A 22,818-nucleotide genomic window follows, 5' to 3' on the forward strand; every position below is an offset into this window, starting at 1 on the left:
AAAGGAGCCGAGCCGACCGCCGATGCCCCACCCAGCGGATTTGAGCGCCACCGCCGCCGTCGCCGCCATCCGCAAAGGCCGGCTGACCAGCGAAGCGCTGGTGCGGGCGTGTCTCGAGCGCATCGCCGAGCGCGAGCCCGAGGTGCGCGCCTTCGTCGACCTGCAGGCCGATGTCGCCCTCGCCCGAGCGAGGGCGCTGGACGCTCGCGGACCCCGGGACGACGAGCCCTTGTTCGGCGTGCCCGTCGCCATCAAAGAGATCTTCGACGTGGCGGGTTATCGCTGCGCCTGGGGCACGCCGATCCATTCCTATCGCATTCCCTCCGCCGACGCGCCGGCGGTGGCGCGCCTCAAAAAAGCAGGCGCCGTCGTCCTGGGCACGGTGGTGTCCACCGAGTACGCTGTCGCCGCAGCAGGACCGACCACCAACCCCCACGATCCGTCCCGCTCCCCGGGAGGCTCATCCAGCGGATCGGCGGCAGCGGTGGCGGCCGGAATGGTCCCCCTCGCCCTGGGTTCCCAAAGCATCGGCTCCATCGTCAGGCCGTCCATCTACTGCGGGGTATTGGGGCTGAAACCCACCAAGGGCGCCATCAGCATCCAGGGCTGCATGCCCCTGGCGGAAGAGCTGGACCACGCGGGTCCCATCGCCCGCACCGCGGATGACATCGCGACTGCCTGCCGCGTGCTGTTCGGCCGCGAGCCCGGAGATCCCTACTCGCGTCCTATCGCTCCGCCCGACGACGCCACGGCGCCGCCCTCCCATGTGCTGGAGGCGATCGGACCGCTGCGCAGCCGCGTGGGGCGCGGGAGCGCCGCCGCCGTGCAACAAGCCGTGTCCTCGCTGCGCAAGGCCGGGCTTCCGGTGTCGCGGATCGAATTGCCCCCGGACTTCGACCGGATCGAGTGGGTTGCCCACACCCTGCTCTGCCGCGGCATTGCCCGGCATCATGGGACCGACCGGGATCTCCATGGCGAGCGCATGAGCGAGCCTATGCGGGCGCTGGTGGACCGTGGCCGAGCCGTAACCGATGGAGAGCACGCCCGGGCCCTCAGGCTAGCCCGGCAATTCGGCGAACAATTGGCCGCCATGCTGACCCCGGGCACGGTGATGGTTACCGCAGCGGTGGACGACGTGGCACCGCCGATCGAGGAAGGGACGGGCTCGCCCCTCCTCCAAGGCCTTGCCACCGTGACGGGGCTGCCCGCGCTGGCGGTTCCCTGCGCTCGCCATGACGGGCTGCCCGTGGGCGTCCAGCTTGTTGCCGGGCACGGCCAGGAAGGCCTCCTGCTCTCCGCCGCGCGCAAGATCCTGGCCGCCTCTTCTTGATTCTCCCTATCGGGGTGGCGGTACCCGGGCAGTGCCGTAGGCCCCCAGGGAAAGGCCGGCGATGGTCGGGTCCACCGGAGCGTAGCCCTCGAATTCCAGGGTGAAGAGTCCCCGTCCCTGGGTCGCCGAGCGCAGCTCGGTCACGTAACCGAACATCTCTGCCAGGGGCACCCGCCCGCCGATCGCCTCCATGCCGCCGGGATGGGGCTCCACCGAAGCGATCTCCGCCCGGCGGGCGGCGAGTTGGCCCAGCACGGCGCCGGTGTACTCGGCGGGCACCAGAACCTCGATGCGTCCGATGGGCTCCAGCAGGATGGGCTGCGCCTGGTGCAACGCTTCCCGGAAGGCGAGGCTCGCGGCGGTGCGGAAGGCAAGCTCGCTGGAATCCACCGGATGGCTCGAGCCGCCCTCCAGCGTCACCTCCACGTCGGTCACCTCAAAGCCGGCAAGAGCGCCGGAGCGCGCCGCGTCCCGGACCCCCTGCTCCACGGCGGGAAGGAACTGGCGGGGAACGGCGCCTCCGGCCGCCTGGTTCGCGAAGCGAATGCCGCTGCCGGGCTTGCCGGGCCGCAGCGCCAGGATCACATGGCCGTACTGGCCTCGGCCGCCCGTCTGCCGGACGAACCGTCCTTCGACGCCGAACACGGGACGAGAAATGGTCTCCTTGTACGCGACCCGCGGCCGTCCCATGCGCACCTCCACCCCGTGCTCCCGGCGCAGCCGCTCCACCAGCACTTCCAGTTGCAGCTCCCCCATGCCGCTCAGCACGACCTGGCCTGTGTCCTCGTCCAGGGTGAGCTGGAAGGTGGGGTCCTCGTCCGCCAGGCGCCGCAGCCCCTCCATCATGCGATCGTGGTCCGCCATGGTGCGGGGCTCCACCGTGGCCCGGATCACCGGCTGGGGGAAGCCGATGGGCTCCAGCACCACCGGCCGCTGCGGCGCGCACAGGGTATCCCCCGTGTAGGTGCGGTTGAGCCCCAGCACGGCGCCGATGTCGCCCGCCTTGAGGACGTCCACGTCTTCCCGCTGATTGGCGTACATGCGCAGCACCCGCCCGGCCCGCTCCTTTTGCCCCCGGGTGGCGTTGAGCAGCGCCATCCCGGGGCGCAGGGTGCCGGAATAGAGCCGCACGTAGGCCAGGTGCCCCATGTAGGGATCGTTCACGAGCTTGAAAGCCAGGGCCGCCAGAGGTGCGTCCTCGTCCGGTTCCAGGGCGATGGTCTTGCCGGTGGCGGGGTCGGTCCCGTGAACGGCGCCCAGGTCCAAGGGAGACGGCAGGAAGTCCACCACCGCGTCGAGCAGGGGCTCGATGCCCACGTTGCGCAGGGCCGAGCCGCAGAGCACGGGAAACAGGCGGTTCGCCAGGGTCGCCCGGCGCAGCGCCGCCCTCAGCGCTTCCGGGGCAAGGGCTTCGCCCGCCACGTACTGGGCGAGCAGGGCGTCGTCAGCCTCCGCCAGGCGCTCCACCAGTTCCGCGCGGGCCTCCTCGGCCGCCGCCAGGTACTCGGGGGGCGGCTCGCCGACCTCGGGCTTCCCGCCCGCGCTATCGGGCCAGGCCATGGCCCGCATCTCGATCAGGTCGATCACGCCGCGGAACGAAGCCTCCCGGCCCAGGGGCAGGTGCACGCGGGCGGGTTGCACTCCCAGGCGCTCGGCGATGCTCGCCACGGTGCGCTCGTAGCTCGCCCCGACCCGGTCCATCTTGTTCACGAAAGCGATGCGCGGCACCCGATAGCGGTCCGCCTGGCGCCACACCGTCTCGCTTTGCGGCTGCACCCCGTGCACGGCGTCGAACACCACCACGGCCCCGTCCAGCACCCGGAGCGACCGCTGCACCTCCGCCGTGAAGTCGATGTGGCCCGGGGTGTCGATCAGGTTGATGAGACGGTCCCGCCAGCGGGCGGTGACGGCGGCGGCCACGATGGTGATGCCCCGCTCCCGCTCCTGCTCCATCCAGTCCGTGACCGTGGTGCCGTCGTCCACGGAGCCCAGGCGATGGGTGCGGCCGGTGTAATACAGGATGCGGTCGGTGAGGGTGGTCTTGCCCGCGTCGATGTGGGCCACGATGCCGATGTTGCGGAGCTGGGCAGTGCGGGGGCCCATGGCGACGAATCTATTGCTCCATCGCGGCTCGCGGGCGTTGCCCGGCTTCACCCCTTCTTGCCTTCTCGCCGGACCCGCTCCAGGTATTTTCCGGTGGCTACCTCCACCCTCACGACGTCCCCTTCCTTGATGAATTGGGGCGCGAGCACCTCCAGGCCGTTTTCCAGCACCACGGTCTTGTAGGTGGCGGTTTCGTGCTCCCGCAGGCCCGGCGGCGCCAGAACCACCTTGAGCTCCACCGTCTCGGGGAACACCACCCGGATGGGCGCGCCTTCGAACAGCTCCACCGGGATACGCATGTTGGGCTGCAGGAACTTCTCGTAGGGCCCGATCGCCTCCTTCGAGAAGCTCAACTGTTCGAAGGTTTCGGGGTGCATGAAGTAGAACGCGTCCCCGTCGGTGTAGAGGTACTCCATCACCTGGCGCTCCAGGGCGACGTCCTCCAGCTTGTCATCCGGGTGGAAGCGCAACTCCCTTACGTGATTCGTCCTCAGGTTCTTCAGCCGGACGAACACCATGCCTCCGAACTGGCCGCCGCCGGCGTGGTATCCGGCGCTCAGGACGTTGTAGATCTCGCCGTCCAGTCTGACCGCGGTCCCTGCTTTGAGCTCGGCTGCCTCGATCATCTCGTCCGCCTCCGTCCAATCCCGCCAGGGGGCCGTTCTCCCGTGTCCTTTTTTCCTCTCCCACTCTAACGGCTTCTCCCTCCCGCGGGAACCCTCAGGGGTCGCCCGGCGCCGCAGCCATAAGCCGGTCGACGGCGAACCGCTGGGGCGCGAGGGCCTGCACCAGATCCCGCTCCAGGGGAAGCGGCTCGCCGCTCGCCTGGCTGGCCACGAGCTCCCCCGCCAGGGCGGACCAGGCGAGACCCCGGGCGCCCAGCCCCGTACACACGTAGAGGTCCTCGCCCAGGGCGCCGACGATGGGCAGCCGGTCGGCGCTCACCGGGCGGAAACCCACCCATCCCTTGAGGTCGGCCGGATTCCAGCCCGACCCGTAGCCAGGCAGCATCCGTTCCAGGCGCCGCAGGTTGTCGGCATGATCTTCGACCCGGATACTGGGGTCGGGATCGTCTTCTCCGAAGGTGGCGCCCAGGCAGTGGAAACCGTCATGGGCGGGGGTGATGCAGCCTTCCCGGCACACCACGGCCCGGAGCGGCCGGTCCGGCCGCTCCGGCAGCAGGGTGGATTGCCCCCGCACCGGCCGCAGGGGCAGCCTGGAAGCGGGGAAAAACCCGCGCGCCTGGAAGCCATTGGCCAGCACGGCCATCGCCGCCTGGGCGATGAGGCGCCCGTCCGCGGACCAGGCCTGCCAGCACCCGTCCCGGCGGACCAGGTGCACCGCCTCCTGGCCGAACACGGACAGCACCCGCTCGCCCGCGGCGGCCAGCCGCGCTTCGCACACGCTCGCCCCTCTGGCCCAGCCGGCCCAGGAGTACCAGACCCCTTCCCCGTTCACCGCGGCGCCCACGAGACGGGCGCCTTCCTCCCCATCCACGAGCCGGGCAAAGTCCGCGGGCAACCGTTCGACCGCATCGCGCAACTGGGCGAGATGCCGCGGGCCCCTGGGAAGCTGCAGCGCGCCGGTAGCCGCCCAGGCGGGCCGCGGATGCGCCTCCGCCAGATCCTCCAACTGGGCCCAGGCGTAGCCGCTGGCGGCGCAGGTGAACCGAGCCAGAGGGTTCCAGCGGGGCGAAACGGCGGGGCGCAACACGCCGGCGGGGTTGGCCGACGCCTCCCGGGCCGTCGCCGGATGGCGTTCCACCAGGCTCACGCGGAAACCCCGGGCCGCCAGCCGCTCGGCACAACCCGTACCGGCAAGGCCCGCGCCGATGACCAGGGCCTCCCGGGTCACCGCCTGGGGGGACGCCGCACCGCTCGCAAAACGCGCCGCCAGCATCTCCCGCTTGCGCCCGAATCCCGGGCGCTTGTGCCCTTCGAAGCCCGCGGCGGCGAGACCCCGCCTCACTTCCCCCGCCACCGTGTAGGTGGCGGCGGTGGCCCCCGGGGCGGCGAGCCGGGTGAGCTCGCGGAACACCGCCTCGCTCCACATCCGGGGGTTCTTGGCCGGCGCGAAGCCGTCCAAGTAGAAGGCATCCGCCCGGGCCTCCAGCGAGGAGAGCATGGTGGCGGCCTCCCCGAAGCAGAGGGTGAGCGTCACCCGCCCGTCCTCGAAGGCGCGCCGGTGGAAGCCGGGAAGGAGGGGCGGATAGCGGGCAATAAGCGCCCGCGCCAGGGCGGCAAGCTCGGGGAAGCGGCGGTGGGCCGCCTCCAGGTCCCTCGGAGTGAGGGGATGTTTTTCCACCGACACGAAGTGCAGCCGGGCGCCTGCGGGCGCGCTCGCCCGCCAGGCGTCCCAGGTGGCGAGGAAGTTGAGGCCGGTGCCGAAACCGGTCTCCACGATGGTGAACGTCCCGGCGCCGCGGAACCGCGCCGGCAGCCCGTTGCCCTGGAGAAAGACGTGCACCGTCTCGGCGAGCCCCCCGCTCGCGGAGTAATAGACGTCTTCGTAGTCCAGGGAAAAGGGCGCGCCGTCCTCGCCGAAACGCACCCGGGCGGGAACCACGGGCGTCGGTTCGGGTGACCACAGGTTAGATGACGATATCATAACGGTATCAGGCTTCCACCGCCCGCGGGCGCTCCGCCGGCGCTTCGCCTGCGCCCCGCTCGGCGAGGAAGCCGGCGAGGATGCGGGCGGTGTGGGAGCGGCGCTTGCCCCGGGCGAGGGCCTCCGGCGGTCCCTCGGCCACCACGCGGCCTCCCGCCTCGCCCCCCTCCGGTCCCAGGTCGATCACCCAGTCGGCTTCGGCGATCACGTCTAGGTTGTGCTCGATCACCACGGCGGTGTTTCCCGCGTCCACCAGCCGGTGCAGCACGCCCACGAGCTTTTCCACGTCGGCCATGTGTAGCCCCACCGTGGGCTCGTCCAGGACGTAAAGGGTGTCCCCGTTCCCCCCCGCCGTCGGGGCGCGCCGCCGGCCCGTTTCCGGCCTGGTCGGCGATCTGGCTTTGGCCAGCTCGGTCACCAGCTTGATGCGCTGGGCCTCGCCCCCGGAGAGGGTGGGACTCGGCTGGCCGAGGCGCAGGTAGCCAAGCCCCACCTCCTGCAGTAGCCGCAGGGGATGGTGGATGGCCGGGTGGGCGGCGAAGAACTCCACCGCCTCGTCCACGCTCATGGCGAGCACCTCTCCCGCGTTTTTTCCCTTGAAGCGTACGGCCAGGGTTTCCGGCGTGAAGCGGGCCCCGTTGCAGGCGTCGCACATCACCTTGACGTCGGGCAGGAAACTCATCTCGATGGTCTTCATGCCTTGCCCTTCGCACGCCTCGCAGCGGCCGCCCGCCACGTTGAAGGAAAAGCGCCCCGGCCCGTACCCGCGCATGCGCGCCTCGGGCATCTGAGCGAAGAGGCGCCGGATGCCGTCCCAGATGCCCACGTAGGTGGCGGGGCAGGAGCGGGGCGTCTTGCCGATGGGGGTCTGGTCCACTTCCAGCACCCGGCTCACCCGCTCCCAGCCCCGCAGCGCCTCGCACGGAAGCTTGGCCTGGTTCCGGCGGCGATTCGAGAGCAGCGTCTTGAGACTCGCGTAAAGCACGTCCCGCACCAGGGTGCTCTTGCCGCTGCCGGACACGCCGGTGACCGCCACCAGCCGGGCTAGGGGAATTTTCACTCGCACGGATTTGAGATTGTGCAACCGCGCCCCCACGATCTCCAGCACCGGCGTCTCGCGCCCGGTGAGGCGCACAGGGCGCCGCGCTCCCCGCAGAGGATGGATCAGGGGCCGGGCAAGGCAGCGCCCCGTCACCGACCGGGGGTTGCCCATGAGGTCCGCCACCGTGCCCTCCACCACCACGCGGCCCCCCTGCTCCCCCGCTCCCGGCCCAAGGTCCACCACGTGCTCCGCGAGGCGGATGGTCTCCTCGTCGTGCTCCACCACCACCACCGTGTTACCCTTACCCTTGAGCTCGGCCAGGGTGTCCAGCAGCCGCCGGTTGTCCCGCACGTGGAGCCCGATGGTGGGCTCGTCCAGCACGTAGCACACGCCCCGTAGGTTGGAGCCGAGCTGGGCCGCCAGCCGGATGCGCTGGGCCTCGCCCCCTGAGAGGGTGGGCGCCGAACGGTCCAGGGAGAGATAGGCGAGGCCCACCTGGTTCAGGAACGCGAGCCGCGAGCCGATCTCCGGCAGGATGTCCCGGGCCACTTGGGCGGCCCGGCCCCCGAGCTTCAGGCGCTGGAAGTAACGCTGGGCCTCGCCGATGGAGAGGGCCGTCAGCTCGGCGATGTTTCTCTCCTGGAACCGTACCGCCAGGGCCACGGGATTGAGGCGGCGCCCCTGGCACTCCGGGCAGGGACGGGTTTCCCCTTCCCACCACTCGTTCCACCAGATCTCCTCGCCGGTCTGGGCCTCGTCGAACCCGGGAAGGGTAAGCCCCGTGCCGTAGCAGCGAGGGCACCAGCCGTGCTTAGAGTTGAAGGAGAACAGCCGCGGATCCGGCTCGGGGAAGCTCTGGCCGCAGCGGGGGCATGCGCGGCGCACCGAGAAATGGGCCTCTGGGGGCTCGCCCCCCTTGAGGGCCCTGGAGTGCTCCACGGGCGCCACCTTGACCGTGCCTTTGCCCAGCGCCAGCGCCCGGGCCAGGGCTTCCCGCAACGGCCCCTCGGTCCTGAGCGAGACCAGCACTTCGGCCACTGGCAGCTCGATGTCGTGCTCCCGGTAGCGGTCGAGCCGCGGCCAGGGAGAGGTCGGGGTGAGGACCCCGTCCACCCGCAGGTGCCGGTAGCCCTTGCGTGCCGCCCATTGGGCTAGGTCGGTGTAATAGCCCTTGCGCGCCACCACCAGGGGCGCCAAGAGCGCGATCCGGCTGCCCCGATAGTCCCGCAGGAGCCGGGCGGCGATGGCCTCCGGGGATTGGGGCTCGATGGGAACGTCGCACCCGGGACAGTGCTGGACGCCCAGCTTCCCGTAGAGCAGGCGCAGGAAATGGTAGATCTCGGTGAGGGTGGCCACCGTGCTCTTGCGCCCGCCCCGGCTCGTGCGCTGCTCGATGGCGACAGTGGGGGGAATGCCGAAGATGGCGTCCACGTCGGGCCGCGCTGCCGGCTGCACGAACTGGCGCGCGTAGGCGTTCAGGGACTCGAGATAGCGGCGCTGGCCTTCGGCGAACAGGATGTCGAAGGCCAAGGTGGACTTGCCCGAGCCGGAGATGCCGGTGATCACCGTGAGGCGCTCCCATGGGACGCGCACGTCCACGTTCTTGAGGTTGTGCTCCCGGGCGTGGTGGATGTGAATCGCTGAATCGACCCGCGCCAGCCACGGGCGCTGCGCCCTTTCCTGGGCTGGGAGCGCCGGCTGCCGCCCCCGGGCCAGCGCCGCCTGGCGCCTGGCGAGGGCCGCGCCGGTGCGGCTTTCCGGCTCCCGGGCGACCTGCTCCGGCGTTCCCGCGCACACCACCCGGCCGCCGGCTTCCCCGCCCTCCGGCCCCAGGTCGATGATCCAGTCCGCCGCGGCGATGACGTCCAGGTTGTGCTCGATCACCAGCACGCTGTGGCCTTCCGCCAGCAACCGGTCGAAGGCCTGGAGCAGGACGGCGATGTCGGCGAAATGCAGGCCCGTGGTGGGCTCGTCGAACAAGAACAGGGTGCCGCCGGGGGCCTGCGCCACGCCCCGGCGTCCGGCGCCTTGACGGGCGCGGGCCAGGTGCCCGGCGAGCTTCAACCGCTGGGCCTCGCCCCCGGAGAGGGTGGGCACCGGCTGCCCCAGCTTGACGTAGCCGAGCCCCACCGCCTGCAGAGGCGCGAGGGCTTGGAGCACTTCCGGCTGCGTCGAGAAAAACCCCGCCGCCTCCGTCACCGTCATCTCGAGCACGTCGGCGATGGAGCAGGGCGCCCGCCATTCCTCCCCGGCCGGCGGCAGCAGCTTGACCTCCAGCACCTCGGGCCGGAAGCGGCGCCCATCGCAGTCGGGACAGCGGAGATACACGTCGGAGAGGAACTGCATTTCCACGTGCTCGAAGCCGCTGCCGCCGCAGGTGGAGCAGCGGCCGTCACCCGCGTTGAAGCTGAAAGTGCCGGCGGTGTAACCCCGCTCTTTCGCCAGGGGGTCTTGCGCGAAGAGCTTGCGGATGGCGTCGAACGCCCCCACGTAGCTCGCCGGGTTGGAGCGGGCAGTCTTGCCGATGGGCGACTGGTCCACCAGCACCACCTCGTCCAGGGCCTCGTGCCCGCGCAGGCCCGCGTGGGCGCCGGGGGCCTCCACCGCCCGCCCCTTCAGCTTAGCGAGGGCCGGATAAAGCACGTCCTGCACCAGGGTCGACTTGCCCGAGCCCGAGACGCCGGTCACGCACACAAGCCGGTTCAAGGGAATGGACACATCGATGCCCTTGAGGTTGTGCTCGGCCGCCCCCAGCACCTCGAGCCAGGCTCCGGGCGGTTCCCCGTTGGGAACCCGGTTGGAGACCCGCTTCTCCCCCCGCAGGTACTGCCCAGTCAAGGAACGGGGGTCCCGCTGTAATTCTTCCGGCGTGCCGAAAAACACCACCTGGCCACCCCGCTCGCCCGGACCCGGCCCCAGGTCCAGGATGCGGTCCGCGGCCCCCATGACGGCGGGATCGTGCTCCACCACCACTAGAGTGTTGCCCGCGTCCCGCAGCCGGACGAGCACGCCCACCACCCGGTCGATGTCCCGGGGATGCAGGCCGATGGACGGCTCGTCCAGCACGAACAGGGTGTTCACCAGGGAAGTGCCCAGGGCGGTGGTAAGGTTGATGCGCTGGACCTCGCCGCCGGAAAGGGTGCGGGACTGGCGGTCCAGGGTGAGATAACCCAGGCCCACGTCCACCAGGTACTGGAGCCGGGAGCGGATCTCCGAGAGGAGCAGCTCAGCGGCTTCGTCCAGGGCCGGCTCGGGGAGCCGCAGGTGGCGGAAGAAGTCCAGGCAGCGCTCGATGGGAAGCAGGGCCACATCGTGCAGGGTGAGGCCCGGTAGCGCATGGAACGCCTCGTCGGAGAACCGGGTCTCCGGGGGTCGCAGCCGCCGGGCGCGCTCGATCACCCGGTCGGCTGCCTCCTGGGTCCCGAGACGCCATAGGAGCGCCTCGGGCTTGAGCCGCGCGCCGCCGCAGGCGGGGCATGGCGTATAGGCCCGGTACTTGGAGAGTAGCACCCGGATGTGCATCTTGTAGCTCTTGGTCTCGAGCCAGTCGAAGAAGCGCCGCACCCCGTACCAGGCCCGGGGCCAGGAGGCTTCCCAGCTCACCCAGCCGGGATCCCCCTCTAGGACCCAGCGCCGGTGGGCCTCCCCCATCTCCCGCCAGGGGACGTCCACGGGCACGCCCCGCTTGCGGGCGAAGCGCAGGAGATCGTCCTGGCACTCCCGGTAGCTCTGGGTCTGCCAGGGCTTGATGGCTCCCTGGGCGAGGGACTTGGAAGCATCGGGAATGACGAGATCCAGATCGATGCCGATCACCCGGCCGAAGCCGCGGCAGGTGTCGCAGGCGCCGAGGGGGGAATTGAAGGAAAAGAAGCTGGGCGTTGGCTCCCGGTAATGGATATCGCAATCGGCGCAATGCAGGTCCGCGGAGAAGCGCCAGGTGGCGATGGGTTCCGCCCCCTCCCCATGAACGTGGACCGTGACCCGCCCCTGGCCCACCCGCAGCGCCGCCTCCAGGGCCTCGATCACCCGGTCGCGGCCGGCAGCGCCCAGGCGAAAGCGGTCCTGCACCACTTCCAGGGTGTTGTCTTTCTGCGGCTCGATGCGGGTGTATCCCTGCCGCTCCAGAAGCTCGCGCACCTCCCGCTCCGAGAAATTGGCGGGCACCGTGACCGGAAAGGCGATGGTGAGCCGAGGATCGCCGGCTGCGCGGGCGCGCTTGGCCAGGGTCTCGTGGATGCTCTGGGGCGTGTCCCGGCGCACCCGCTGGCCGCAGCCCCGGCAGTAAAGCTCGGCGGCGCGGGCGAAAAGCAGCTTCAGGTGGTCGGCGAGCTCGGTCATGGTGCCCACGGTGGAACGGGAGGTCCGCACCGGGTTTACCTGGTCGATGGCGATGGCGGGCGGTATGCCGTCGATGCGGTCCACCCGGGGGCGGTCCTGGCGGTCGAGGAACTGGCGGGCGTAGGGCGAGAAGGTCTCCACGTAGCGGCGCTGTCCCTCGGCGTAGAGGGTGTCGAAGGCGAGGGACGATTTGCCGGAGCCGGAAACGCCGGTGACGACGATCAGCTCGTTCAAGGGAAGCCGGAGGCTCAAACCCTTCAGGTTGTTCTGGCGGGCTCCTTCGAGGGTGATGTATTCGCTGGACACGGAGGCTTCAGTGACAACGTGAATTCGTGTAAAGCACGGCCGGGAATTGACGAAGTTTTACATGCGCCTTTCCAGGCGCAATCATACTGGAAGCACCTGGCGGCGAACTCCCATCGCCAGCCCGTGATCGACCACTCCTTTCACGGCCCGGGTCGGCGATCGGAGCCCGCCAGGACCTCCGTCAGCTTCCCGACGGGGCTGCCGGGTCCTGGGACATCCGCCCCTTTCCCGCCCCGGCAAGCCTTCCCCCCTTCCGTTGCAACCCTTTGAATTGTCGTGCTGGCTCGACACCCCTGGACCGGACCTGGGCTCAGCGGGCGTGGTACGGATCCTGCCAGTCCCTCCATAAGCGCGGCCAACGCCATCAAGCCGACGCGATTGGGGGTAGACGCCATGAACCGTAACCTTCCGGGGCCCGCCTGGCCCCTTCTCGACCTCAGATGGATGAACGACACCCATCCGGCGCTCGTCATCCTCACCTGGGCCGCCATCATGAAAGCGGCCGGCTTCTTGAGGGGCGTGGAAATCGATCAGGAATCCTTTCTCGAGGCCTCCCGCAGCATCGCGGAACCGGTCCGGGGCGCCCTCATCCGCTCCATGGACGATCTCATCGAGCTGGCGGAGCGCACCGGCCGGGTGCTGGTCTTCTGGGCCCCCCGGTTCGCCTTGCTGCCGGAAGAGGCGGCCCTTAATACCATCGGCGCCCCCTACTGAATCTCCAATTCAGGAAGCGCGCAGGCTGACCATCACCCGGTCGCGGCCGCTGCTCTTCGCCCGGTACAGGGCCGCGTCGGCGGCGGCGAGCAGAGTCTCCGCCGATACCCCGTGGTCCGGGTAGATGGCCACCCCGAAGGAAACGCTCACCGGATCCAGGTAGCGACCCTCCCGGTGGATGCGGATCCGGCGCGCCTCGTCCCGGATCCTCTCCGCCCGCTCCTGGGCCGTCTCCAGAGTCGCTTCCGGCAACAGCACGACGAACTCTTCCCCGCCGAAGCGGCAGGCGATGTCCCCCTCCCGCACGCTTTGGCGCAACAGGCGGCCGAGGGCCCGCAGGACGGCGTCGCCCGCCTCGTGGCCGTAGGAGTCGTTGAACCGCTTGAAATGGTCCACGTCCAGCATGAGGAGCGCCAGCGGCCGGCCGGTGCGCTCGGCCCGGGCCACTTCCCGCTGGAGCGACTCCTCCAGATAACGCCGGTTGAACAGGCCCGTGAGGGGATCGCGGATCGATTGGCGGTGCAGCGTCTCCCGCAAGCGGATGTTGGAAATGGCCAGCGCGATCTGGTCCGCCAGGGCCTTGGCCATGTCACGCTTATACTCCCGAGAGGTGGCGGAAGCCTCCGCGCCGACTTCCGGGGGCGAAAAGGACAGATGCAGTATGCCCAGGGTGTCGCCGCCGGCCGCCATGGGCAGGCATAGATAGGGGCGCCGCGGGTCGCCGCAGGCCCGCACGTGCTCGCACAAGGGCGAAGCGGCCGGGTCCTCCACCTGATGCGCGTGGCCGCGCCGCAGCGCCAGGCACGCCTGCGGGCCAAAGCTTCCCGCGCGCTCCCGGGAGGTTCCTCCCCACGCGGCCAGGCATTCCAGCCTCTCGTGGGTGGGGCTGAGAAAGTAGAGCGCCCCTTCTTCCAGGGGAAACAGCCGGGCGGCGTACAAGTCGATCACGTCGAAGGCTTCCCGGTCGCTGCGGCAGGTGTGCAGCAGGCTGCTCATCTCGTTGAACAGCATCATTTCCCGGTTTCTCATGCGCACTTCTTCCAGGGCCGAGGCCAGCTCCCAGGCGCTCCTGGCCACCTGCTGCTCCAGGCTCCTGGTTTCCGCCTGGGCTGCCTGCAAGATCTTGTCCTGGATGGCCACGCGCCCGCGCAAGCTGTCCACTTCCCGCTGCAGGGTCCTCGTCTGCTCCAGGTGCTGGTCCCGGGCCCGCTTCAGGGAGGCCGCCATTTCATTTAGCACCTCCGCCAGCCGCCCCAGGGCGGGCGTTTCCGTTTCGGCGATGCGGGCGCTCAAGTCCCCCAGCTCGACGCGGCGGGCGAAATCCACCGACGCTTCGATGGCACGCATGACGTTGCGGCGCAGGGCGAGCACCATCCAGCCAGCGGCGAGGAGGGTGATCAACCCCACGATGCCGGCGGTATAGCCGATGGCGTCGCTCAACGAGACGCTGTAGTAGGCCAGCACGCGGGCGCTGCGCATTCGGGACAGTACCCGGTCGAGCCCGGGCTCCGCCTCTGCCACCGCCTTGACCAGGGAGGCGCGCCGGGCGGACGCCTCCTCCACCATCTCCGCGTAGCGGTCGAACATCAGGCGGTACTGGTCCAGGGCCGCGCTGAGCAGGGAACGGGCGGGCTCGACCAGAGGGCCTGCGGCGATCTCCCGGGCCAGCACCTGGCTCGAGGCGCGCACGGCGTCCGCCTCGGCCGGGCGGTGGCGGGCGAAGTAATCGATGCGCGCGAAGCGCAGCGCCTTGAGGCGCTCCAGGGCGCTCGCCGGGCCTCGCTGGGAGATCGCCGCCTCGAGCTGCTCCTCCTGATCCCGGATCTGGGCCTCCAGCCCGCCAGCGGCGGAACCCATGCGGCGATGGAGGTCCACCAGGGCCGCGTACTCGGTACCGTACAGCTCCACGGCATGCTGGATTCCGCGGATTTCCCGCAGGATTCCCGGGTCCTGGACGATCCCCCGGAGGCGCTCGAGATCCTGGCGTACGCCCGCGAGCAGCCCTTCCACCGGCTGCCAGTACCTGGCATTGAACGCCTCGGGCGGCGTCTGGCGATAGCTTAAGGCGAGGTCGTGATCGTGGCGGCGTGCTTCCAGAAGCGCCGTGCGGATCCGATGCACCCGCTCCGATACCCGGGCTTCTTCCTCCAGGTGGCTTTTGAGGATCTCGATGGCGCTTTCCTGGGCCGCCCGCAGAACGGCCCCCGCCAGCACCACCAGGACGGCCACCGCCGTAAGCCCCAGGGTGATCCGGGTGCCCAGCCCGAAGCGACGGCGCGCGAAACCCTTCTTTTCCCCGGGCAGCTCCAAGGAATCACCCACAAGGCGCAGGATTCAGGACGGGAAGAGCTTCATTATGCCCCAACCGCGCGCTTTTCCTTCACCGGCCCCGGGAAATTCACTTTTGTTCCCCTTCACACCTGAACCGGCATCCGGCTCGCCCGGCGATTTGACCGATTGTCAAAATGTGTTAAAAAGAAATCAGCCCGGGTGCTTCCACTACCCGGGCCCGATTGCTTGTGTTTCCTGGAGCCGAGGATCCCGTTTGAGGGGGGGAGGCTCATCCGGTCCTTTCCTCGGTACTATTGTTTTACTAGCGGCCACTCTTTCTTCACACCGGCGCAACTTGCCGGATATAACGTGGCGACATGCGACATGGAGGAACCGGATGGAAACCCGTTACGAAGACTACGAGATCGTGCGCGTGGTGAGCGACACCCGCCTCATCGACTCGGAGTCCTACGAGCGCATCTATTGGCGGCCCGACGGCAAACCCCTCGCGCCCGGCTTTTACCTGGTGGCATGGCCCCGTGGGGCGGATCCGACCCGCTACGACGAGCGGGCCGAGTTCATGGGACCCTATCGTTGGGTGGAAGGAGCCCTCGTCGCCCTGGCCCAATTGAAGAGCGGGCAACGCAGGACAGCCCCGCCGCGGCCCGCCGCCCCTTCGGACGAGCCGGCGACTGCACCGCTGGCGGAACTCCGGAACCTTCCGGGAGAGTGCCCCGCACCGCAGCAAAACCGCTGAACTCGGACCGGTCGGGGAAAGGAGAGGCGGCGCTGCAGGCGCAGGGGAGGGAAATCCTCGCCGGTGTGCTGGACAGCATCCGCTCAGCTTTCTCCCCGACCTCTTCGATCCGCTAAATGGAGATGAAGCGGCCCGGCGGCTTCGGCCGAAAGGCGAACCGGGCAGGAAAACAAAAGCCGCCCGAAGAGGCGGCTTTCACGAACCTGCTCGTTCCCGCTATTCGGCTGCGAACTGGCTCAGCCAGGCTTCATCGTAGTCGGTGGGATAAGCGGTCGTGGCCGGGACCTCCGGCGCCATGAACTCCACCTTGACCAGATCGTTGTCCACCTCGGGGTATTCGAGCTGAATTTCCGCAAGCGAAAACTTCATGATCCCCTCCTTTTTATCGGCCTCGTCCCGCATCGAGACCCAGGGGCATTCTGACCCTGCGGCGAAGCGGGGATCAATCGATTTATCTGATGCGTACGATAAGGAGGGGCCGGCTCGCGCCGGACAGCATCAGCCGGCCGCGAGCCGTAACCCGGCCCCCGGACGGGTGTAGCCGCCGATCGCCTCGATGGGCTTGGGCACGTGCACGGCGAAACCCTGCACGTAATCCACGCCGATGGTCCTGAGCATCCCCAGGGTCACCTCGTTCTCCACCCACTCGGCGATGGTGCGGATGCCCATGACGTGGCCGATGTCGTTGATCGCCCTGACCATGGCGCAGTCGATGGGATCGTTGGCCATGTCCTTGACGAAAGCGCCGTCGATCTTCAGGTAGTCCACCGGCAGGTTCTTCAGGTAGGCGAAGGAGGACAGACCGCTGCCGAAATCGTCCAGAGAAAAACGGCAGCCCAGCTCCTTGAGCTCGCGGATCACCTTGCTCGCCCGCGTCAGGTTGGCAATGGCGGCCGTCTCGGTGATCTCGAAGCAGATGGCCCGCGGCAGCACCTGGTGGCGCTTGAACTGCTCGTGGATGAAGGCGAGGATGTGGTCATCGGAAATGGAGGCGCCCGAAAGGTTGATGGAAAGCATGGGCAAGCGGAGGCACGAGGCCGCCAGTGCCCGCCACCGGCTGAAGGCGAGGGTCATCACGCACTGGTCGATGGCGTGCATGAGGCTGTAGCGCTCCGCCGCGGGGATGAAGGACATGGGCGGCACCAGCTCTCCCCCCTCGTCCACCATGCGCACCAGCACCTCGTAGTGCTCCTCGTCGGCGCCGTCGGGCCGAAGACCCGCGATGCGCTGGCAGTAGAGGCGGAAACGGTTTTCTTCGAACGCCCGGGTGATGCGGGACACCCACTGCATTTCGCCGCGGCGCTGGGCCAGCTCGTTGTCGCCGGGCCGGTACGCCTGCACCCGGTTCCTGCCCTTGTCCTTGGCCGAGTAGCAGGCGGCGTCCGCCGCGCCGAGGAGGCTCGCGGCGCTCTCCCCGTCCCCGGTGATCGCCACCAGCCCGATGCTGATGCTGCTGGCGAAGGTCTTGTCCTGCCAGGCGAAGCGGAAGTTGGCCAGCGCCCGCCGCAACTTCTCCGCCACTTGCAGCGCCTGGGCGAGATCGCAGCCCTGGAGCAGCACCCCGAACTCGTCTCCGCCCAAGCGCGCCAGCGTGTCGGATTCGCGGATTTCGGCTTCCAGGATCGACGCCACCTGGCGCAGCAGCTCGTCCCCGGCCACGTGGCCGCAGGTGTCGTTCACCACCTTGAACTGGTCCAGGTCGAGGTAGAGCAGCGCGTGGCTCCGACCCTGGGTCTGGGCGTCCTCCACCAGGGCGGTCAAACGGCGGTCGAACTCGAGCCGGTTGACGAGCCCGGTGAGGGCGTCGTGGCTCGCCTGCCACGAGAGCTGGTGGGCGAGCTTGCGGGACTCCCCCACGTCGCGGAACACCAGCACCACGCCGATGATCTCCCCCTCCCGGTTGCGGATGGGGGCCGCGGTGTGCTCGATGGGCCAGCGGCCTCCGTCCCGGGAGATCAGCACCGCGTGGGTCTCGGGCTCGGTGGCGTGCCCTTTTCTCAGCACCGCCGCGACGGGATCTTCGATCCTCTCCCCCGACATCTCCCGCAGCACGTAGAAAATCCGGGAAAGGGGCGCGCCGCGGGCTTCCTCCGTGCTCCAGCCGGTCAGCTTTTCCGCCATGGGATTGAGATAGTCCACCGCTCCCTGGGTATTGGTGGTCACCACGGCGTCGGCGATGGAGGCGAGGGTCACCTGGGCCCTTTCCTTCTCGGCGAACAGGATCTCCCGCGCTTGCTTGCGCTCGGCCATGTCGCGAGCGATGGACTCGGCCATGCGGTTGAAGGCGTGGATGGTGGCGAGCACCTCCGGGGGGCCGTCGGGCTCGATGCGCACCGAGTAGTCGCCCTGGCCGAAGCGCGCGGCGGAGGAGGCCAGGGCGTACAGGGGCCGCAGGCCGTTGTTGGCGATGGCCAGCGTCACGCCGAAGAAGATCCCCAGGAGAAACAGCAGCAACTGGAACATTTCCATGGACTGCTGCCAGAGATGATTGAGGGTGGCCGTGGGGTCGGTGCGGATGAGCACCCGTCCGTAGCGCTCGCCGCCCACCACGATCTGAACGGATTCCTCCTGGGCCCGGATGTCCGCCCAGCGGACGAACCAGGCGGGAGCGATGTTTTCTTCCCCGGGGCTCGCGGCGCTCAAGGGGTTGCCCATGTTGTCGATCCAGCTCACCAGGGCGATGTCTCGCTGGCCGACCCGCGCATCGAGGATCTGCTGGATCAGGGCGTAGTCCCCGATGACCGCCTGCTCGGTCACGGCGGGGATCAGGGATTCCACCTCGTATTTGACTTTCTCGCTCAGCTCGGCCCGGTTGCGCTCCACCTCGTTCAAGATGACGCTATAGAGCAGCACCGCGCCGGAAAGGGCCAGCGCCACCCCGGAGCCCAGCATGAGGCGGGCGGAAAGGCTTAGATTCCGCCACAGATGCTCGAGACCCAGGTGGCCCATGGTCACTCCCCCCTCACCAGACTGGTGCGATAGAAGCGGCGCACGTTGTCGAACTCCGCGTCCTCCGCCGCCACGAAACCATACGGGGGTTTCTGCTTCACCAGTTCGGCGCTGGCGGCGAGGATCCGGGCACCTTCGGGATCGGCCGCCATATGGATCAGGGCCTGGCGCACCTTGGCCACTTTTTCCTTGGGCACTGAAGGATGGACCGAGATGGGGATGTTCAGGTATTTCTCCGAGCTCCACAGCACCCGGTACTCCACCTGCTCCCGGTTGGCGAAATCCCGCATGATCTGGGAATTCACCCCCGCGGCCACCACCCGGCCCGCTTTGAGCTGGCCCATGGCGCCCTCCTGGTTGCCGGCGAACAGGGGCTTCACGGAAATGCCGGCGCGCAGCAGGGCGTCCATGGGTACGTAGTAGCCCACGAACGCCACCTGGGAGGGAAACACCACCTCCTTGCCCTCCAGTTCCCGCAGGGATTGGATGCCCGAGGACGCCAGCACCACGATCTGGCCCTGGATGGCCTCCTCCTGGGGCCGGGCGATGACGCGGTAGCCGACCACGTCGTTGTCGGCTTTGAAGTTGTGGTTGGAGTAAATGAAGTCGAATTCGCCCCGGCCGATCATAGCCGAGTGCTCGGGACCGGTCTTGGCGAGCTTGAGGACCAGGGGCACGCCGCTTTTTTCGCTGACGTAGCGCAGGATGGGGTTCCAGTACTGGGCCGTGAGGATCGGGCTGCGTTGCGTGATGACGCCAAAGGAATACACCTTCTCTTGCGCCGAGGCGCCCCCGGCCCACGATCCCAGGACGGCGAGCAGCGCCGCGATTCCCCACGCTCTGCGTTTCATTTTTGTCTCCTGTCCTCGGCGCCCTTCCACGGCTGGAATTGCCCGTTTCGGGCAGGTCCCCTAGTGCCCGCGCCCGGAAAGGGTCAGCCGCGCCCCACCTCCTTTCCCGCGGGCGCGCCGCCAGCGCCAGGCCCGCGATTCGGGAGGAGTTTCGCTATCCGGTCCGGGCCTCTGGGCACCCCGCGGCGCCCTGAATCCCGGTCGGAAAGCAATGTAACCGCTCTCATGTCATGCAAGACCTATGCCACGGTGTTGACCAGGGACCCGATCCCGGCGATGCGGATCTCCACCGTGTCCCCGATCTGGATCGGATCCGCTCCCAGAGAGGTGCCGCAGGCGATCACGTCGCCGGGCTCTAGGGTCATGGTCTGGGAGATGGAGGCCACGATCTCGAAGGGGTTCAACACCAGGTCTTCCACCGGGTAGTCCTGGTGCTTGACCCCGTTGATGAAGGATTCGACAGTAAGTGTCATGGGATCGACATCGGTGTCGATCACCGGCCCGAAAATGCTGAAAGTGTCGAAGCCCTTGGCCCGGGTGTACTGGGGAAAGGTCGAGTCGCGCTTTACCACGTCCTGGGCGGTCACGTCGTTCACCACGGTGTAGCCGAAAATTGCCCCGCGGGCTTCCTCGGGGTTGACCCCCCGCGTCCGGCGGCCGATGACGATGCCCAGCTCCCCCTCCAGCACCACCCGCTCGCTCAGGCCCCGAGGGTAGAGGATGGGGTCGCCGTGGGTGGCGAAGCTTGATCGGGGCTTGAGAAAGTAGAGCGCTTCCCGCGGGGTCTCGCGCTTTAGCTTGGCGATCTGGGAGCGCGAGTTGTTCCACAGGGCGATCATGGCGGAGGCGTCGGACGGAGGCAGGAGCTTGACGCGGTCCACCGCCAGGCTCAATCCGCTCGGTCGGGGACGGTGGAACATGTCGCCCTCATAGACGCGTACTTCTCCTTCCTCCGAAAGCACGCCGAAGCCCGTCCTGCCCTCCGCTTGGAACCGAACGAATTTCATGGAAACCCCCCCTTTCAGGCCAATACCTTGAAGATCAACGATATGCCCGTCCCGACGAGAAACACGCCCACCACGCGAATCAGCGCTTCCCTGGAGATATTGAGGTGCACCCGGTTGCCCAGGTACAAGCCCAACAGCATGGGAATGAGCCCGAGGGCGATGGCCCACAGGGTTTCCTGGCGAAGGAGCAATCCGGTCGCCACGAAAAGGGCCAGCCGGAACCCCCCGTCCAGCACGAACAGCCAGGAAAAGGTGGCGCGGACTTCGGTCTTGTCTTCCAGCCGATGGGTGAGGTAGATGATGTAGGGCGGCGCGCTGGTGCCGAAAAGCGCCCCGGCCCCGCTACCCACTAGGCCCGTGGGCAACGCCCAGAGGGCCGAAATCTGCCCTTCCGGCTTGATGCCTAGTGCGTTGCGCGCGCCGAAAAACACCGTGAACAGGCCGAGGGAGGCCAGCACCAGGGCTGAGGGGAACTGGGTGAGGGCATAGATCCCAGCCATGGCCCCGATCAACCCGAAGGGCAGCAGTCGCTTGATCTCGGCCCAGTTGGTCTGCTTCGAGTTGATCCCGCCGAGAATGAAGGAGGCGATGAAGTCCAGGGTCATCACCAGCGGCACGACGAACTGGAGGGGTTTCCCCATGGCGATCAGGGGGACCGCGATAAGCCCCGAGCCGAAGCCTGTCAGACCGCGAACGAAGTAAGCGCCCAGCAAGATCGCGAAAACCCACAGCGACTCCCCTGTCATGGCCGTCCCCCTCCCCTACACCCCGAGCCTTCCTGGCGAGGCTTTTGCATGGCCGCTTTGGTGCGGCACATGGTAGCAGACTCGGATCGATTCCGGTCAGGCCGTTTTACTCAAAAAATGCCAACTCGTTCACGGGTCGGCGCGGGCGTCCGGCATCGACGGCTCAAACCAACTTACCGGGGTTCATGAGATGATGGGGGTCCAGGGTGTGCTTGATCGCCCGCATCAGCTCCAGCTCCAGCGGGCTCTTGTAGCGCTGGATCTCTTCCCGCTTGAGCTGCCCCAATCCGTGCTCGGCGCTGATGGAGCCCCCCAGCCGGGCCACGCAGTCATACACGATGCGGTTGACCGGCGCTGGGTCCTCGATCAGGCGGGCGTTCAAAGCCGGGTCCGCCATGGACACGTTGTAATGGATGTTGCCGTCGCCGATGTGGCCGAAGGCGACGATGCGCACGCCGGGAAACGCCTCTTCCAGGGCCCGGCTCGCCTGGTCGATGAAACGCGGCACCCGCGACACGGGCACCGAGACGTCGTGCTTAATGCTGACCCCCTCTTCCTTCTGCGCCTCCGCCATGGCGTCGCGCACGCGCCACAGGGCCTCCGCCTGGGCCTCGCTCTGGGCCAGCACGGCGTCCAGCACCCTCCCCTGCTGGAGCGCCTCCTCCAGCGCTTCCAGGAAGCGCGCGCTCAGGGCTTCCGCGCTGCCGCTGTCGGAGAGCTCCACCAGGAGATACCAGGGATAGGGCGCCGAGAGGGGGTCGGAGGTGCCGGGAATGTGCTTGAGCACCAGCGCCAGGGAGACGCGAGACATGAGCTCGAAGCTGGTGATCCGGTCGCCCAGCGCGGCGCGCAGTTCCGAGAGGAGCTCGACCGCCTTCTGGGGGCTCTCCATCCCCAGGAACGCGGTCGCGGTGGCCGTCGGCCACGGAAAGAGCTTGAGCACGGCGGCGGTGATCACGCCCAGGGTGCCCTCGGCGCCGATGAAAAGCTGCTTCAGATCGTAGCCGGTATTGTCCTTGCGCAGGCCCCGCAGCCCGTCCCACACGCGTCCGTCGGGCAGCACCACCTCCAGCCCCAGCACCAGATCCCGGGCGTTGCCGTAGCGCAGCACCGCCTCGCCGCCGGCGTTGGTGGAGAGGTTGCCCCCGATCTGGCAGCTTCCCTCGGCGCCCAGGCTCAAGGGAAACAGGCGCTGGGCATTTCGCGCCGCTTCCTGGATCGACGCCAGCACGCAGCCCGCCTCCACGGTGATGGTGTTGTTGGCCGCGTCGAGCTCCCGGATGCGGTTCATGCGGGCGAGCGACAGCACGATCTGGCGCCCTGGATAGGCGCTCTCGGCAAGGGGCACCGAGCCGCCGCACAACCCGGTGTTGCCGCCCTGGGGCACGACGGCCACCCGCTCCCGGACGCAGCGCTTGACCACCTCCGCCACTTGCTCGGTGGAGGCCGGCCGCACCACCAGCTCCGCCGCTCCGCGGTAGCGCCCGCGCCAATCGGTGAGGTAAGGCGCCATCTCCGCGGGATCGGCGATCACGGCCTGGGGGCCCACGATGGCCACCATCGCTTCATGAAACGCCTTGGTTTCCGGGGTCAAAACCACCGATGCCATTCACCGCTCCTCGCCTCGGACCTGGACCAACTGTAGCAAAGGGCCATTGCGCCCAGCAACAACCGCCCTTCGCCGAGCGAAGCCAAATGCCTAAAAACGCCGAGTTTCCATCCGTAGATCTCGGAGTCGGGCCCCGCCGTCTGCCGTCCCGTCGAGGGAGCCGTCGGGACGTCGGCCCGGGACAGGGC

The 22,818-nt window shown here is 68.5% G+C and carries 14 protein-coding genes; 3 read left to right on the plus strand and 11 right to left on the minus strand.

All coding sequences use genetic code 11. From position 1 onward, the window contains the following. The first annotated feature begins 22 nt into the window (after nucleotides 1-22). Complete coding sequence (locus ACUVYZ_RS13285; protein WP_439934859.1) at nucleotides 23-1,330, plus strand: amidase; 1,308 nt, start codon at nucleotides 23-25, stop codon at nucleotides 1,328-1,330. Nucleotides 1,331-1,336: 6 nt separating this feature from the next. Here ACUVYZ_RS13285 and fusA read toward each other — a convergent pair whose 3' ends face one another. The 4 genes from fusA to uvrA all read right to left on the minus strand — a co-directional run bounded on the left by fusA (nucleotide 1,337) and on the right by uvrA (nucleotide 11,726). After that, nucleotides 1,337-3,433, minus strand: a complete 2,097-nt coding sequence (fusA, locus tag ACUVYZ_RS13290; RefSeq protein ID WP_439934858.1) for an elongation factor G — start codon at nucleotides 3,431-3,433, stop codon at nucleotides 1,337-1,339. A 47-nt stretch (nucleotides 3,434-3,480) separates the two neighbouring features. Then, nucleotides 3,481-4,059: an elongation factor P gene (locus tag ACUVYZ_RS13295; protein ID WP_439934857.1), complete on the minus strand. Its 579-nt coding sequence runs from the start codon at nucleotides 4,057-4,059 to the stop codon at nucleotides 3,481-3,483. Between the two features lie 94 nt (nucleotides 4,060-4,153). Continuing rightward, nucleotides 4,154-6,040, minus strand: coding sequence for a bifunctional tRNA (5-methylaminomethyl-2-thiouridine)(34)-methyltransferase MnmD/FAD-dependent 5-carboxymethylaminomethyl-2-thiouridine(34) oxidoreductase MnmC (gene mnmC / locus ACUVYZ_RS13300; protein WP_446033075.1), 1,887 nt, complete (start codon nucleotides 6,038-6,040; stop codon nucleotides 4,154-4,156). A 7-nt stretch (nucleotides 6,041-6,047) separates the two neighbouring features. Continuing rightward, entirely contained in the window at nucleotides 6,048-11,726 is a 5,679-nt protein-coding gene (gene uvrA, locus ACUVYZ_RS13305) for an excinuclease ABC subunit UvrA (RefSeq protein WP_439934855.1), read from the minus strand. A gap of 393 nt (nucleotides 11,727-12,119) precedes the next feature. On the opposite strand from uvrA, the gene ACUVYZ_RS13310 reads away from it, so the two are divergent. Continuing rightward, entirely contained in the window at nucleotides 12,120-12,440 is a 321-nt protein-coding gene (locus ACUVYZ_RS13310; RefSeq protein WP_439934854.1) for a hypothetical protein, read from the plus strand. Nucleotides 12,441-12,449: 9 nt separating this feature from the next. On the opposite strand, the gene ACUVYZ_RS13315 is transcribed toward ACUVYZ_RS13310, so the two are convergent. Then, a complete protein-coding gene (locus tag ACUVYZ_RS13315) occupies nucleotides 12,450-14,762 on the minus strand; it encodes a diguanylate cyclase (protein ID WP_439934853.1) in 2,313 nt (770 codons plus the stop codon). Nucleotides 14,763-15,108: 346 nt separating this feature from the next. On the opposite strand from ACUVYZ_RS13315, the gene ACUVYZ_RS13320 reads away from it, so the two are divergent. Next, complete coding sequence (locus ACUVYZ_RS13320; RefSeq protein WP_439934852.1) at nucleotides 15,109-15,468, plus strand: hypothetical protein; 360 nt, start codon at nucleotides 15,109-15,111, stop codon at nucleotides 15,466-15,468. A gap of 216 nt (nucleotides 15,469-15,684) precedes the next feature. Here ACUVYZ_RS13320 and ACUVYZ_RS13325 read toward each other — a convergent pair whose 3' ends face one another. From ACUVYZ_RS13325 to ACUVYZ_RS13350, 6 genes are all read right to left on the minus strand, one after another. Beyond that, complete coding sequence (locus ACUVYZ_RS13325) at nucleotides 15,685-15,837, minus strand: hypothetical protein (RefSeq protein WP_439934851.1); 153 nt, start codon at nucleotides 15,835-15,837, stop codon at nucleotides 15,685-15,687. A gap of 129 nt (nucleotides 15,838-15,966) precedes the next feature. After that, the gene (locus tag ACUVYZ_RS13330; RefSeq protein ID WP_439934850.1) at nucleotides 15,967-18,417 is read right to left on the minus strand and encodes an EAL domain-containing protein; all 2,451 of its coding nucleotides are present in this window, start codon (nucleotides 18,415-18,417) and stop codon (nucleotides 15,967-15,969) included. A 2-nt stretch (nucleotides 18,418-18,419) separates the two neighbouring features. Beyond that, the gene (locus ACUVYZ_RS13335) at nucleotides 18,420-19,268 is read right to left on the minus strand and encodes a phosphate/phosphite/phosphonate ABC transporter substrate-binding protein (RefSeq protein ID WP_439934849.1); all 849 of its coding nucleotides are present in this window, start codon (nucleotides 19,266-19,268) and stop codon (nucleotides 18,420-18,422) included. 239 nt (nucleotides 19,269-19,507) lie between these two features. After that, nucleotides 19,508-20,275 (minus strand): fumarylacetoacetate hydrolase family protein, encoded by a 768-nt coding sequence (locus ACUVYZ_RS13340; protein WP_439934848.1) that lies wholly within the window; start codon nucleotides 20,273-20,275, stop codon nucleotides 19,508-19,510. 14 nt (nucleotides 20,276-20,289) lie between these two features. Then, on the minus strand, nucleotides 20,290-21,021 hold the full coding sequence (locus tag ACUVYZ_RS13345) for a sulfite exporter TauE/SafE family protein (RefSeq protein WP_439934847.1): 732 nt from the start codon (nucleotides 21,019-21,021) through the stop codon (nucleotides 20,290-20,292). A 163-nt stretch (nucleotides 21,022-21,184) separates the two neighbouring features. After that, nucleotides 21,185-22,630: an FAD-binding oxidoreductase gene (locus ACUVYZ_RS13350; protein ID WP_439934846.1), complete on the minus strand. Its 1,446-nt coding sequence runs from the start codon at nucleotides 22,628-22,630 to the stop codon at nucleotides 21,185-21,187. Between the last annotated feature and the right edge of the window lie 188 nt (nucleotides 22,631-22,818).

This window comes from Pelomicrobium sp. P1, assembly GCF_052805615.1.

Excerpts from the sequence above, each read along its gene's own strand:
- ACUVYZ_RS13295 (WP_439934857.1), bottom strand. The coding sequence starts at position 4,059 with ATGATCGAGGCAGCCGAGCTCAAAGCAGGGACCGCGGTCAGACTGGAC.
- ACUVYZ_RS13335 (WP_439934849.1), bottom strand. The coding sequence starts at position 19,268 with ATGAAACGCAGAGCGTGGGGAATCGCGGCGCTGCTCGCCGTCCTGGGA.
- ACUVYZ_RS13325 (WP_439934851.1), bottom strand. The coding sequence starts at position 15,837 with ATGAAGTTTTCGCTTGCGGAAATTCAGCTCGAATACCCCGAGGTGGAC.
- ACUVYZ_RS13340 (WP_439934848.1), bottom strand. The coding sequence starts at position 20,275 with ATGAAATTCGTTCGGTTCCAAGCGGAGGGCAGGACGGGCTTCGGCGTG.
- ACUVYZ_RS13350 (WP_439934846.1), bottom strand. The coding sequence starts at position 22,630 with ATGGCATCGGTGGTTTTGACCCCGGAAACCAAGGCGTTTCATGAAGCG.
- ACUVYZ_RS13320 (WP_439934852.1), top strand. The coding sequence starts at position 15,109 with ATGGAAACCCGTTACGAAGACTACGAGATCGTGCGCGTGGTGAGCGAC.
- ACUVYZ_RS13330 (WP_439934850.1), bottom strand. The coding sequence starts at position 18,417 with ATGGGCCACCTGGGTCTCGAGCATCTGTGGCGGAATCTAAGCCTTTCC.
- ACUVYZ_RS13285 (WP_439934859.1), top strand. The coding sequence starts at position 23 with ATGCCCCACCCAGCGGATTTGAGCGCCACCGCCGCCGTCGCCGCCATC.
- ACUVYZ_RS13310 (WP_439934854.1), top strand. The coding sequence starts at position 12,120 with ATGAACCGTAACCTTCCGGGGCCCGCCTGGCCCCTTCTCGACCTCAGA.
- ACUVYZ_RS13345 (WP_439934847.1), bottom strand. The coding sequence starts at position 21,021 with ATGACAGGGGAGTCGCTGTGGGTTTTCGCGATCTTGCTGGGCGCTTAC.
- mnmC (WP_446033075.1), bottom strand. The coding sequence starts at position 6,040 with ATGATATCGTCATCTAACCTGTGGTCACCCGAACCGACGCCCGTGGTT.
- fusA (WP_439934858.1), bottom strand. The coding sequence starts at position 3,433 with ATGGGCCCCCGCACTGCCCAGCTCCGCAACATCGGCATCGTGGCCCAC.